Origin of the sequence: Hymenobacter cavernae, from assembly GCF_014641455.1 — a bacterium.
Lineage (GTDB): Bacteria > Bacteroidota > Bacteroidia > Cytophagales > Hymenobacteraceae > Hymenobacter > Hymenobacter cavernae.
On the sequence record NZ_BMHT01000008.1, the window covers coordinates 150,701 to 163,455 of the forward strand.

Genomic DNA, 12,755 nt, shown 5'->3' on the forward strand with positions numbered 1-12,755 from the left:
GTGGTGAAATGCTGGAGGTGGAATGCAGATAGTTAGCTAGGTTTTAGACCTAAGCAACCAAGCCGGCTATCATGCTATAATCGTCTGTCATGCTGAGCTTACCAAAGCATCTTTACCGCTTCGCTCTCACGTCAGGATTACTATTGCGGTAGAGATGCTTCGGCAAGCTCAGCATGACGTTCTTATTTTATTCTCTGTTCATTTTTCCTCTTCAACTGACCCTAGGGTGCTGCGACCCAGCACGATGGGGTTTTCCTCGTCGGCATTGTCGCAGTTGTGCAGCACGCCGGGCGGATAAATGGTGTGTAGCTTTTCTAGAATGTTAATCAGCTCATTCAGAGCTGTGGCGTAAGCGGCGTTGTCCTTCACGCCACAGGCCGCAGCCTTCTGTGCGAGCCACTGCTGTAGCTTCTGCTCGAACTCGGCTAGGTGTTCCCGACTCACCCAGCAGATACGGGCCAGTACGTGCGCCGGCAGTTCCAGCCGAATCATCTTTTCGAGGTAGCGCCGGTAGTCCACGTTGCGGAAGCGGGTCGTATAGCCCGGTAATATCACGCTCACGCGGAAGCTGTAGGGGTCGAGTGGTTCACAAAAAGTACCATCAGGCTCCGCACACACCGACATCCAGCTTTCAGCTAGGTTCAGCGGGTCGGGGCGCAGCAGCAGGTGCTCGATCAGAAACAGCGCTTCGCCGCCGTACACCAGCGCGTCCAATGCTTCGTCTATGTCGGCCCACGCTTCCTCGGCATCAACGAACACACGTGGGCACTCGGCAATGATGTTACCATCTAGGCCGCGCAGCAGGTAGTTGTTGGGCCACACCGAACCACCTTCCACCAAGAACTGCTCCCGCCGTGGCACCGGGCTGAAGGCCTTACGCATGGCCTTATCGGCTAGCTTTTTACTGGCAAACACTTCCTCTGAAACCAGATAGACCTTGCTTGGCGCACTCGATGCCGGCGCGTGCAATTGGAAGCGAAACTGCGTTGGATCAGTGGTGTCGGGTACTGCTTCCAGCACCGTGAGAGCGGCCGCGGCGTGCGCTTGAAAGTCGCGCATACCTGCCAACCTAGCAATGCGGCGCGTAGCGCCGGCCACGTTGTCGGTTTCCCAGGCAGGCTCGCAGTAGTTGTAGGCGCGGGCGCTGCAAAAGTTGGGGTAATCCTCGAGCAGCGCGGCTTTGTCTTGAGCTGTTTCCTGCCCGCTTCGCTCACCGTACAGGCTGTGCATGAGCAGCGCGTACTCATTGAAATTCTCGGCAAACCTAGCCAGCAGATGATCCAGGAAACGGTTCTTGCGTTCTGGGTTTTCGCGGTAACCTTCCTGCTCGGCCAGCACATCATCAAGCGTGTTGGGCAGATCGGTATAGTTCACATACAGCTCGTCCACGCCCACCATGTCTCGGGTGCTAACTACTTGGCCGAAATAGGTTTGCAGCATCTTAGTATCCGTCCCGAAGAAGTTCTTCAGGTTCGCCAGCTGAGCTAGGTAGTTGGTTAATATTTGGTCAAAAAACAGCAGGTACGCCTTCAGCTGCTTGGCCTGGCTGTGGCGCTCTACCGAGGCTGAGTCGGGCAAGCCGTAGGGGCCGATGCCGTAGTTCTGCGGGAAGTCATTGGCTACGGAGCGGTACTCGTTTAAGGCGTACACGGCGCCGGCCGGCACAGGCAAGTCGTTCACCTGCTTTTGGTTGGCTTGGTAAGCGGCTTGCTCTAGCTCAGCGAGCTTTTGCAGCGCCTTCTTCTTATCCGCCAAGCTCCCGACCGGAATAATGTCTTTGTAGAAAGCTAGGGCGACTCGCTCCATACAGAGCTGCGGCTGATACCCTTCGCGTACCGGCAAGCACCACCGGTGCCCCACGGCATTCTTGGTTTTCCACTCCGAACAAGGCTTGTCCACTTCTTCGATCAACTCATTCAGCTGCACCTTCTTCAGCCCTTTCACCCCTTCTATCCCCATAATGAGGTTGATGAGGTCGGAGGTGTACACTACGCGGCGCAGTTCACTAGCTTCCAGTTCTTCATCCCGGATAAATCCGTGTTCTAGCAGCGGCCCTTCGAAGATCTGATCAATTGTGAGCGGGTTGCCGTCGGCGTCCGTTTTGGCTTGCATTTCAGCCAGGGAGTAGCGCTTCACGGGCGGAGCTAGGTACTGGTTCACGGCCAGCAGAATCCGCGCGTAGACTTCGCTCACGTTGGCTTCAGGAGCTAGGTCGATGTCGGCGCAGAACATGATTTTCTGCACCGGCACTTCCGTAATCAGCACGTAGTCTTCGCACAAGTTGCGGTGCGCCACGTACGTTTTGCGGACTTTCTCCAGCACCGCTTTGCGGACCGCCGCCTCATCGACAGCGTGGCCGGCTGCTACTTCAGCAGCTACTTTCGCCGCAATGAAGTACGGGTCTAGGTCAATCTTCAAGTCGTACAATCCATTCAGATCGAAGGAAAGCGAACTGCCCGGCACCGGGGTGCGACTCAGGCGCTTGTGCGGGTCAGGCTCTTTTGCGTTGACATAAATGGTTTGGGCCGGCGCGGCTTTCGTCAGCCAGGCATTGCGCACGCCTTTCAAATCGATCAGCAGCTTGCGGTAGTCCAGCTCCGACACGGGGCACGTGGGCAGCACCTTCGCTACCGTCGGGAAGCTAGCTTGCATCTGGGCCGAGCTACCGTAGGAGGAAGCCAGCAAGTTCTTGATATCGAGCGCCGTACGCTGGCTCAGGTCGGTAATGGCGTAGCACAGCAGCTCCAGCGTGGTGATGCCGGGGTCATGGCGGTTGTAGTCGGTCCAGAGCGCGTGGGCGTACTGCTCGATGTAGGCTAGCCCCGCCTCGCGCAGCGCTTCCCAGTCCGAGGCCTTCCACTCCGGCGGCGCGGTCGATATGGTGATGCTTTCGCTCATGACGTGCAGGGCTCGGTGAAGAGTTGGATATCGTGCTGGCTACAGGACACGAGCACCGCCCGGGCGTCGGAGGCGGTAATCACCTCATTATCATCGCGCACCGTGGGGTTGGTGGTGAAGTGCTGCATGGTCAGGTCGGTGACAAAATCGACGTAGTGCAGCCGCTCGATGTAGTTGATGACCGCGCTCTTGGTCAGCGTGCCGCCAAAGGGAATTTCGGCGCTGGTGTCAAAGGCCCAGGGCGAGAGGTAAGCGAGCAAATCTCGTTGCAGCTTTTTGCGGTAAGTAGCAAAAGCATAGCCGCGCAGAAACTCCACTTTGAAGTGCAGCTTCACCCGTTCATAAGCCGGGTTGACTACTTGAATACCAACGAGTTTACCAGCATGATGCTGTAAGAAATCCTGGATAGCCGCCAGCGTATTCAGGTCCACTTTCGGCTCCAGCGGATTGATAGCATGCGCAATGCGCAGATCCGGCACGACCACCACCGTCACGTAGCCTGGCGCTAGCTCGTGCAGCTTAAAGCTAGCATCCAGCCGACTGTGATTCAGGCATTTCACCTTATACACGCCGGGGAAGGACTGCAAAATCAAGTGTTCGTAGTCCCAGATCGTGACGGTGCGCTGCTTGTGTCGCAGCCGCTCGCTCACGCGGGTGTAAAAGGCCGCATCCGGCTCAGCGGGGCGCCCACCGAACGAGGCGTACGGCTGGTGCACCGCCTTCAGCCCGGCCAGGCTCTGGCGCGTTTTGCTGATGGTGTCAGCGGGCAGTGCCGCGTCGTAGTGGCTCGGGTCGTTGGCGTGGTCGTGGAAGATGGCGAGGCTCGCTTGCGGGTGCAGGGCCACGAGGTTGCTCACGCTGTCGATGGGCGCGGGGCTGCCGGCGGCGGTCAGCAGTTCGGCTTTGAGCCAGACCAGGCCAGGTTCGAGCAGCGTGTTGTCGGCGCGGATTTCGGGAGGCAGGTAAAACTGGATGATGCCCGAAGTCAGCAGGTGATTGGTGGCGTCGCTCAGCACCTCTTCTTCCGTGAGGCGGCGCCACTGATTCTGGCTCAGCACGCTCCAACTCACTGTTGCCACGGCGCGCTCGGGGTTGGCGCTGCCTTCGGCAACTTGGAAGAGCACGGTGACACTTTCCAGAGCGCCAATGTTCTGCAAACCAACGAGGAACGTACCGCCTAGCGCTAACTGGGGCAGCAGAAAGGCGTTGTTCTTCGAGGTGTTATCCAGAAAAGCTAGGTTCTGCTTGAGGAAAGCGTGTTCCTCGGCTTGCCCAAACGGCGTGTTATGAAATAGCTGAAGGTCGCGGCCAGTAAAGTCAGCGGCACTCTTGGAGGTGAGCGGCACGACCCCGGTGGAAGCTAGGTAATCAAGCGTCAGCTCCTTCACCATTGGCGTGTAGGGCGGGTTCGGAATGTCGCCTTTCGGGTCAGCGAGAATAGCTTGGGTGAGCTTTTTCGGGTACGCCCTGTGCCCGAAGCTGCGATTGAGCTTGATCTTCAGCAGACTATCACTGACGGAAGTCTCGCTCAGCGCAAGATTGTTGGCAAGGTAAAATTGCGGCGACGCGGCCTGAAAGATGCCGCCCGAAAACACGTAGTCTTTGTAGAGACTGAACCCCGAATAGCCTGTCAGATACGACGAACCCACGCTAGTCGTGGTCGTGGTGTCTGGCACACTTAAGCTCGAAAACGCGCTGAATAGCGCCGCCGTGCGGCTGCCGGTTAGGCTGTTGTTTTGCAGCGTGGCCGTAGCTGTGCAATTCGACTGATTCGTGTAGCTGCCGCCGTAGGCGCTGTAGTACGAGCTCCAAGAGCTAGGTTTACCGATCCACTCGGGCAAGTGTACCGTCACCGAAGTTAAGGGCTTAGCTACCGCTTCCGGGCTACCCACGTACAGCGTCGAGCCGACTACCGGCGTCGGACCGAAGGGCATGAACGGCTTTTCGGGATTGACGCTACCTAGGTCGTTTTCAAGCGCTAAGGTCTTTTTTAAGCCCGTCACGCTCACGTCAATCTTAGCCGATTGCAGCGTCAAGTTCCGTAGCGCGGCGTAGTCAGCGGAGCAGCTGAGGTAGCAGCGCAGCACCGGCGCCGTCGTGACGTAGCCGCCATCGAGCAAGGCCGCATTGTACGCCACCACGGCCTGCTTCTCGGTGGTGGGCAGCGTGACGGTGAACGTGAGGTCGTTACCGGTTTTCTTCAGTTCTACCTCACCAGCCTCAATCCAGGCTTTGGCCCCGCTCAGTTGCGTCCGCAACTTGATTCCCGCGGGTAAGCTCGCGGCCTGGGCTAAAGCTAGCTTTACCGTAATCGTCCGCTCGCCTTCCGCCAATAGTAAAATCGACGAAGCCAGCGCAAAACCTAGCTGCGCCTCCGGCAGATTAATGGTTTCGGGCGTGGACGGCTCGCAGCTGACGAGCGGCTTGCGCTTCGGCCCGAAGGCGTTCCAAGTGGGGTCGTCTTTGTCGAGAGGCTTGGCAATGCCGTCTTGGGTGTTGGCGGCGGGGGCGTAGTAAATCGTCTGGTCGCTGTGCACGTAGAGGGTGCGCAGGTGAGCAATTTTGGCCTGATTGACCGTGCGGTTTTCGGTGCTCTCGTAGAGCAGCGGCTGCTTCTTTGGGTCGCGGCCGGCATCCAGCTCGGTTTGGACCGGCACGATTTGCTCCGCCACGTTCTTGGCTAGCTCAAACACCACGTGCACGCGGTCGGGCACGGGTGCTTGGTTGGTGAGCTGCAAGACCTCTTTGTAGTAGAAATCGAGGTGGCGCTTGGTGAGCGAGTTGAGGTGCTGCTGCGCGTGTCCAAACAGTTGTAAGAACGTCAGAAACAGCGCAAAATGCGGCTCGATGTCGCTCCGGCTGTCCAGCTCGGCGGGCTGCACGTAGTTCTCGAAGTTCATCAGCTCCCGCCACGCTTCGCCATTGTCCGGAGTGCCCGCTAAGTCAAAAAGCCGCACTTTGGCCTCCTTCGCATACGCCTTCGCAAACTGCAACAAGTCCTCCAGCGAGCGTTCGTCGAGGCTGACATACGCCGGTTGCAGCGCCGCAAGGCGGCGTTGTGGCTGGCTTAGGCCCTCCCGTTGCAGCGGGTTCGTATCGGGGCAATTGGTTGACATGAGGCGGAAAACGGGTCAGGTTAGCGGACTACAGGGGTCGCCGTAGGGCCAGCGTTGGAGAGGGCGAGTTCGGTGCCTTCTTGCTTATAAAATGGGTAGACGAAGTTGTGCCGAGCGTTCGTGGCGCGCACTTTGAACTCGACTTCAATCAGCAGCAAGCCAGGTTGTTGCGGGGGTTCGGTGGCCGTCACGTTCAGCAGATCAATGCGCGCCTCGTAGTACAGAATGGCCGTGCTCACGAGGTCTTTGAGGCGGGTTTCTAGGGTCGTATCCAGGGGCTGAAACACGGCATCTTGCAGGTCGCAGCCGAAATCGGGGGCTAGGATGCGCTCATTCAGGCGCGTCGTCAATAGGATTTGCAAGCTCCGCTCAATGTCTTCCAGTCCCGTCGTCATCTCCACGCCTTTCGGGTGCAGATTGGGATTGAACGTGGGTGGAAAGCTCCAGCCCCGACCTAGGAAATTCGCTTCGAGGTTTGCCATATCATCCGCCGATTAGCACAGTAGGACAACCGATTACGATACTTCCGCCATGCGCCGTCGTGTCGCCGAGGCGGGCGGCCGGCGCACCGCCAATCATGACCGTCGCCGAGCCTTTGATGATGCTATCTGGCGGACCCGAGCAGGTAACCAGGTCGCCGACACGGGCCGCGGGCATGCCTCCGATCAGCACGTTAGTCGCGCCCGGTGGCAGCACCGGGCCACCCACGTGGGGTGCGCCGCCTGGATTTACCATCGGGCAAACATGCATATCACTGGCGCGGGCGGCTAGCTGTCCCATAGTAGTTGATCTTGAATAGGTTAGTTGATCTGAACCATAGCCCCTTTTATCGTCGTGTTGCCGCTGCTGCTCACTTCGGCGGTGCCCGAGCCGCTGGCTTTGAATTGGGTTTGGGCCGTGTGCGTCACGTTCACGCCAGTTACTTTCACATCCGTTGCGGCTTTGATAATCACGTCTTTAATGCTTTCCAGCGTAATGCCGGCGTCGCTCAGCACGATCTTATTGCCGTGCTGATCTTGGACCGTAATACTCTTCGCCTCATCATCTAGCTTGAAGAGGTTACCGGCCGGCGTTTCCAGCGTCAGGCTCTTTTTCTCGTCGTCGAACACCACTTGCAGCTTGCTGCGCGACACGTAGCCTTTCTTCGGATTCGCATCGGCGGTTTTAAAGGGCGAAGGAATCGGATTGTGGCTGCTGTGCAAACCACCTAGCACCACGGCTTCCCGCGGATCGTTGTTGAGAAAACCGACCACAACCTCGTCGCCCACTTCTGGGCGGAAGTAGAAGCCGCGCTGGTTACCGGCATCCACGCTCAGCACGCGAGCCCGACTGCCACTGCCCGCCGCATCAAGCACCGGCAGCCGCACCGCAATGCGCTCCTCCCCGGCCGCGTCGCCTTCCAGCGCCGTCACCACCCCAATTTGCAGTCCGGCTATAGATGGCAGCAGGCCGCCAGCCGGGGGCGCACTCACGTTTATTTCCGCCGCAAATGGCTGCGGGTTGAGCCCAAACTGCGCATCTGTGGTCCAGTTGCCGTTATCCAAACGATGGTTTACACCCGTCACGTAGGCATCACCGTTGAACCGCTCGCCCATGCCAGCTAGGTTGATGACCGTGCCTGGCTTCACGTCGGCGTTGCCGTAGAAGCGGATGCGTCCCCGGATTTTGGCTAGCCGCCGTTTCAGCAGCGTCGCATCGGCCCAGGCTTGCAGTTCCCCAGTTGGCAAGTAGCCACCGTGTTGCAGGGTGAGCTTGGTGCCGAGCGCCTCGGCTAGGTCGTCGGTCGAGAGGTTGCCTTGCTGCTTGAAGCTAGGTTCGGCAGCTTCGGCTTTCGCCATCTCTGATTCGCTGTAGTCCCAGGTCGTTGTGGTGAGGCCACTGAGTTGGTTGCGAGCGTCGATTTCGGCGTCGAAGTCGAGCACCGTGGCACCGAATTGCAGCTTGGTGACAGGCGCTTGATCTAGCTTGGGCTTGGTGATGGTCAGCTTGCCATCGTCTACCAGGCACAGCATGCCGTTGGCTTCGGCGCGCATCACCAGGAAATCCCAGTCGGTGGCGTCGTATTGCAGCAGTTCTTCGTGCTTCGGGGTGGTGGCTGTGGCATCCAGCGTCAGGCCGCTGTACTCCTCCACAATCTGCTCGGCTACTTCGCTATCCTTCTTATCCAAGAAGTAGCGGCGCTTGGGAGCTAGGGTCGTTTTCACGAAAGCATCCTTGCAGGTCACGTTCAGGCGGGTGGTGCCAGTCGTGCGGGCTTCAATGGCGTGCTTGATAACCAAGCCTTTGAAGATCAGCTGCTCTTTCTCGTGATAGCCGGCCCACACTTCCACCTTGCGGCCCGGCACAAACAGGTCCGCGTTGCTGGCCGGAAACGTGCCCGCGGCCGCGCTGCCATCTTTCAGCACCAGATGCGCCGTCGGGATACGGTTGGCTTCCTTCTGCACCCGCACCGCCAACACCTGATAAGCCCGCGCCAAGGCCTGGCCCTCAACCTTCACGGTGAAGGTGGGCAGGTCGCGCGAGGCGGGGGTGTCAGGCGTACGCGGGTTTTCGGGCATGTGGGTGGCTGAATGATGAAGTGGCTGAGTGAACTAGAAGTAGGGAATAATCAGGCTGTCATGCTGAGCTTGTCGAAGCATCTCGCGTGCAGTGGTAATTTCTAATGCTAGCTCAACGAAGCGGTAGAGATGCTTCGACAAGCTCAGCATGACCGTTCTTTTATTTTGACTTACTATTCACCGTCTTTTCAATTGGTGGGAAAAAGAGCTGCTGACCAACCGTGAGGGTGCGGAAGTTGATGAGGTGGTTGACCCTAGCTACCTCGCCGTACAGCGTAGCGTCGCCGTAGATGCGGTGGCACAGTAGCGGCAGATTGTCGCCGGCTTGCACGGTGCGCACGTGGGTTAGGTCGGGGGAACGGGCGTTTTCCTGGGCCACGCGCAGGTCGTCGTTGGTGGTCTCGACGAAGCTAGCTTTGGCCACGGCCCGGATGGGCGTGCCGTCGGGCTTGAACAGCTTATAGGTGACGCTCACCTTTTCGAGCTTGCACTTGAAGCGCAGCTTGCCCCACTCCAGAATCACGAACGGCGGCTGGTGCGTGCTGCCGTTGTAATAGAACACCGTCTTCTTGAACTGCTCGACCTGGTCCCACACGCCTTGGTTCGTGCCTACGCTGAGCGGCAGGGCTAGCCCCGTTTGCTGCAAAGCGCCGGTCGAATCGAACAGAAACTCAAACTCCAGCTTGCGCGGCGCAATGCGGTTGAAGGCCGGTTGGTTGGCGCTCGTGCCGCTGGCCTGCTCCTGATTGCTCTGAATCTCGTAGTTGAGCGTGTAGGTCTCTGGGTTGACAACGGCCGTGTACACGTCCCCCGTCGGCTGGTCGAACCGGTCGTTCTGGTAGCCCGTCAGGGTCATCTTTTTCAGTTCGCCGAGCATGGGAGGTTAGTGAATCAGGTTATCAAAAAGGCCGTTTGTCATGCCTCATCTGGCGTCCGCCTAGCGAAGCATCTCTCCCACTTCAACTAAACGTCATTTCGATCAGCGGAAGAAATCTCGCGTGCTGACGACTGCAACGAAGCGGGAGAGATGCTTCGACAGGCTTAGCATGACGTTCAAGAGAGGAGACACGAGGTATTGCTAGGTCTTACCGCTCTTTCTTCTCTTCCAGAATAGCTAGCACTTGCTCCACGCAGGCTTGAATGATCTGTTGCTGGGCTTCAGGTGATGACGTGGCGGCCGAAGTGGCTTGCTGATCCGCGTTACCATCAACGACCGCCGTGATAACTAACTCCTTGATTACAATAGGCATGTTTCAGATTCTGATGGTGTTGTAGTAGCGGTAGGTAAGTGTGAGCGTTTCGATGGCAATGGTGTTTTGCTCGGCGTTGAAAGCCGACACGTCCCACTTCTTAGGTAGCGCGTGCACCACATGCCACGAGAGCAAAGGCGCGTGCTGCTCATTCAGGAGCGAGACAATCAGGTTCACGGGCTGGAAGGTGAAGTCCTCGAAGGCGTTTTTGGCCCACTGGTACACGCCCGAGCCGATCAGCAGGCCGCGTTTCAGCACGAGGTCGGCGTACTTGGAACGCACCGGCAGCTGGTGCTCAAAGCGGTTTTCGCCGCCTTCTTTCACGCTTTCCATCTGCATTTCCACGTTCAGGCCGCTCACTTCCTGAAAGCGAACATCTTGCACCGTCTGCGGAAACAGCTCAAAACCGACCAGAAAGTGAAAGCCAGTTGGGGGATATACCAGGCCAGTCATAGGCTAGTCGCCGTTCTGGATGCTGAGACCTTCGTGCACCAGCTCAATGCTTTCAATCAGCACCTCGTTGGCGTCGGCCTTCAGATCGCCCGACATGACTTTGGACGGCCACGCCTGCTTGATCTTCCAAACCACTACTGGCTCGTGGCGCTCATTGAGCAGACTGATGGTCAGGTCGCGGCGTTCGATGGTGTTGAGCGCCACCGTGTTCCACCACTTAAAGAATTCGTTGTCGCTGCGGAAGGTGCCGCGCTTGAGCGTCACGTTGGGAAACTTCTGCAAGCCCGGCATCTTGATCTTGTGGAACTCCGGCGAGGCACCGTCGCGGTACTCAATCACATCCGTTTCGACGTTCAGCCCGGTCACTTCCGTGAAGCTGACCTTGGAGCCGCCCCACTCCACCTGAAAGTGGAATTTCGGTAATGGATAGCTTGCCATGTGGTGAGTTGGTGAAATAGTGAGCTGGTGAGTGGCTGATGGTATGAAAGTTATGACGTTCTGCTGGGGCGCCTCACCCCCCGGCCCCTCTCCAAAAAGGAGAGGGGAGCCAGACGCTAGACAATTTGCAATGAGCAGTGAACAATGATCAATTGTTCATTCTACATTGTCCATTGCTCATTGCCTCTCGGCTCCCCCTCTCCTTTTCGGAGAGGGGGCCGGGGGGTGAGGCGCCCCCGCCTGAACGCTCCTACGACTCCTGCATTTTATGCGAGAAGCGCAGGATAATGAACTCCGCGGGGCGCACCACGGCCATGCCGATTTCCACGATCATGAAGCCGTTGAGGACGTCTTGGGCAGTCATGGTTTGACCTAGGCCGACGCGCACGAAAAACGCGTGCTCGGCTTTGATACCGGCCAAGGCACCAGCTCGCCATTGCAGCGTTAGGAAGTTCTCAATCATCGCCCGAATCTTCACCCAGGTGTTGGCGTCGTTGGGCTCGAACACGAACTGCGCGGAGGCTTTTTTCACCGATTCTTCTACCATGATGAAGAAGCGGCGCACCGGCACGTAGCGCCATTCGTTGTTGGAGCCGGCGAGGGTCCGGGCTCCCCAAATTAACGTGCCTTTGCCCGTGAAGGCTCGAATGGCGTTGATGGATTTGCCCGCGTTGGTGTCCACGTTGAGGTCTTCCTGTTCGCTGTCGGTGAGCAGGACGGTGGGACCTAGCACGTAGTTGAGGCCCACGTTGGCGGGCGCTTTCCACACGCCCCGGTCGTTGTCGGTACGGGCGTAGGCGCCGACCACCGCGCCGCTTGGCGGCAGCACGATGCCCATGGCTTCGGCTGCGGCGGTCATGGCCGAGTACAGCGGAATCGTCGATTTCATCTCTACTTCCTTGGCTTGCAACCTAGCCTGCACTTTGGTCAGAAAGCCGCTGATGTAGGTACTGATCTGCTCAAAGGTTTTGTCGAAAGCGGCTTGTGGCGACTCGCTGCCGCTGCTGGTTTGCAGGGCGTTGGTAGCATCACGCAGGGCGGTCAGCTTCAGACCATCGGAGGTAGCTGGGGCGCTTTCTTTGATATAGTTGTTGAAATCGGTTTGGTTTGTCGGGTCAGTAAAGGCAGCGGCGCCGGTGAAGGCCGTCAGCAAACCGAGCAGGTAGGTTTTCTTGTCGTCTTTACTGGCGGCGGCTTGATAATCAGTTATGTCCGGCAACAAACCTGTCACGGCACCTAGGTCGGTCACGATGTTCTTGGCGGCGGTAGCTAGGTCTTTGGCCGCGCCAGGGTCCAGCAATTCATCGAGCGTTTTGGTCGTGCCAGGGTCAGGACCGGTTTTAATGGTCAGGTTGGCAAAGCTGATGGTCAGCGGCAACGAGGTGCGCAGATACGGATAGTAGGCCGCAGCGTAATTGAGGTGACTAGAAACGCCGTTGCGGAAGTTGTCAATGTCGGTGTCGTTCCGATCGATCTTCGTTGGGTCAGCCACCTTCACGTCGAGCACCGCAAACCGATCCTGCATGTACTGGCAGTGGTCGATGGCGGCTTGCTGCACCGTGGCTACCGCACCGGCCGCCGTCAGGTTGAGCGCGTCGGGCAGCACGATGAGCGTGGGCTCGTCGAACTTCTTGAGTGTCTCGAAGGCGTTGATGTACTCCGTTTGGGTTAGCACGTCGGTGTACTTGCCCAACGACATGATGTAGCACTTCTCCCCGCCGTTGCCGAAGAACATCATCAGGCTGTCGTGCAGATAGAGGCTCGTGGCGAAGTTGACCGAGCTTACGCTGTTCAAAGCATCGAGCCGCACCGTCACCTGCCGGTCAGGGCTGCCGCCGAAGTAGCGTCGGTACTCGACCATCGACTTGATGCGCGTGGGCACGTTGCGAATGCTCTGGCCATCCTTCACGTGGTCTTGCGTAGGGCCGATAAACACCGGAATGGCGGTTTCGACCTGCGCCACCGAGGGCGGAAATAACGACACCTCGTCGATGTAAACGCCGGGCGTCTTAACGGAGGCTAGGTTTAGGGTGCTGGCCATA

10 protein-coding genes are annotated in these 12,755 nt (G+C 58.2%); all 10 read right to left on the reverse strand.

All coding sequences use genetic code 11. The annotated features are described in order from the left end of the window. Positions 1-198: 198 nt before the first annotated feature. Positions 199-2,898: a baseplate wedge protein gene (locus IEX74_RS20110; protein ID WP_188815833.1), complete on the reverse strand. Its 2,700-nt coding sequence runs from the start codon at positions 2,896-2,898 to the stop codon at positions 199-201. After that, positions 2,895-6,014 (reverse strand): baseplate J/gp47 family protein, encoded by a 3,120-nt coding sequence (locus IEX74_RS20115; protein ID WP_188815834.1) that lies wholly within the window; start codon positions 6,012-6,014, stop codon positions 2,895-2,897. The genes IEX74_RS20110 and IEX74_RS20115 overlap by 4 nt, the downstream gene beginning before the upstream one ends. 20 nt (positions 6,015-6,034) lie before the next feature. Continuing rightward, complete coding sequence (locus IEX74_RS20120) at positions 6,035-6,496, reverse strand: GPW/gp25 family protein (RefSeq protein WP_188815835.1); 462 nt, start codon at positions 6,494-6,496, stop codon at positions 6,035-6,037. A 1-nt stretch (position 6,497) separates the two neighbouring features. Further along, a complete protein-coding gene (locus tag IEX74_RS20125; protein WP_188815836.1) occupies positions 6,498-6,794 on the reverse strand; it encodes a PAAR domain-containing protein in 297 nt (98 codons plus the stop codon). 20 nt (positions 6,795-6,814) lie between these two features. After that, positions 6,815-8,572: a type VI secretion system tip protein VgrG gene (gene vgrG, locus IEX74_RS20130; protein WP_188815837.1), complete on the reverse strand. Its 1,758-nt coding sequence runs from the start codon at positions 8,570-8,572 to the stop codon at positions 6,815-6,817. 160 nt (positions 8,573-8,732) lie between these two features. Next, complete coding sequence (locus IEX74_RS20135) at positions 8,733-9,449, reverse strand: CIS tube protein (protein WP_188815838.1); 717 nt, start codon at positions 9,447-9,449, stop codon at positions 8,733-8,735. A 208-nt stretch (positions 9,450-9,657) separates the two neighbouring features. Beyond that, complete coding sequence (locus tag IEX74_RS20140; protein WP_188815839.1) at positions 9,658-9,822, reverse strand: DUF5908 family protein; 165 nt, start codon at positions 9,820-9,822, stop codon at positions 9,658-9,660. Positions 9,823-9,825: 3 nt separating this feature from the next. Further along, positions 9,826-10,275 carry a phage tail protein gene (locus IEX74_RS20145; RefSeq protein ID WP_188815840.1) on the reverse strand — a complete coding sequence of 150 codons (450 nt, stop codon included), beginning with the start codon at positions 10,273-10,275 and terminating at the stop codon, positions 9,826-9,828. 3 nt (positions 10,276-10,278) lie between these two features. Then, positions 10,279-10,713, reverse strand: a complete 435-nt coding sequence (locus IEX74_RS20150; protein ID WP_188815841.1) for a phage tail protein — start codon at positions 10,711-10,713, stop codon at positions 10,279-10,281. A gap of 250 nt (positions 10,714-10,963) precedes the next feature. Next, positions 10,964-12,754, reverse strand: coding sequence for a phage tail sheath family protein (locus IEX74_RS20155; RefSeq protein WP_188815842.1), 1,791 nt, complete (start codon positions 12,752-12,754; stop codon positions 10,964-10,966). Between the last annotated feature and the right edge of the window lies 1 nt (position 12,755).

Coding starts and splice junctions, on each gene's coding strand:
- IEX74_RS20110 (WP_188815833.1), bottom strand. CDS start 2,898: ATGAGCGAAAGCATCACCATATCGACCGCGCCGCCGGAGTGGAAGGCC.
- IEX74_RS20115 (WP_188815834.1), bottom strand. CDS start 6,014: ATGTCAACCAATTGCCCCGATACGAACCCGCTGCAACGGGAGGGCCTA.
- IEX74_RS20120 (WP_188815835.1), bottom strand. CDS start 6,496: ATGGCAAACCTCGAAGCGAATTTCCTAGGTCGGGGCTGGAGCTTTCCA.
- IEX74_RS20125 (WP_188815836.1), bottom strand. CDS start 6,794: ATGGGACAGCTAGCCGCCCGCGCCAGTGATATGCATGTTTGCCCGATG.
- vgrG (WP_188815837.1), bottom strand. CDS start 8,572: ATGCCCGAAAACCCGCGTACGCCTGACACCCCCGCCTCGCGCGACCTG.
- IEX74_RS20135 (WP_188815838.1), bottom strand. CDS start 9,449: ATGCTCGGCGAACTGAAAAAGATGACCCTGACGGGCTACCAGAACGAC.
- IEX74_RS20140 (WP_188815839.1), bottom strand. CDS start 9,822: ATGCCTATTGTAATCAAGGAGTTAGTTATCACGGCGGTCGTTGATGGT.
- IEX74_RS20145 (WP_188815840.1), bottom strand. CDS start 10,275: ATGACTGGCCTGGTATATCCCCCAACTGGCTTTCACTTTCTGGTCGGT.
- IEX74_RS20150 (WP_188815841.1), bottom strand. CDS start 10,713: ATGGCAAGCTATCCATTACCGAAATTCCACTTTCAGGTGGAGTGGGGC.
- IEX74_RS20155 (WP_188815842.1), bottom strand. CDS start 12,754: ATGGCCAGCACCCTAAACCTAGCCTCCGTTAAGACGCCCGGCGTTTAC.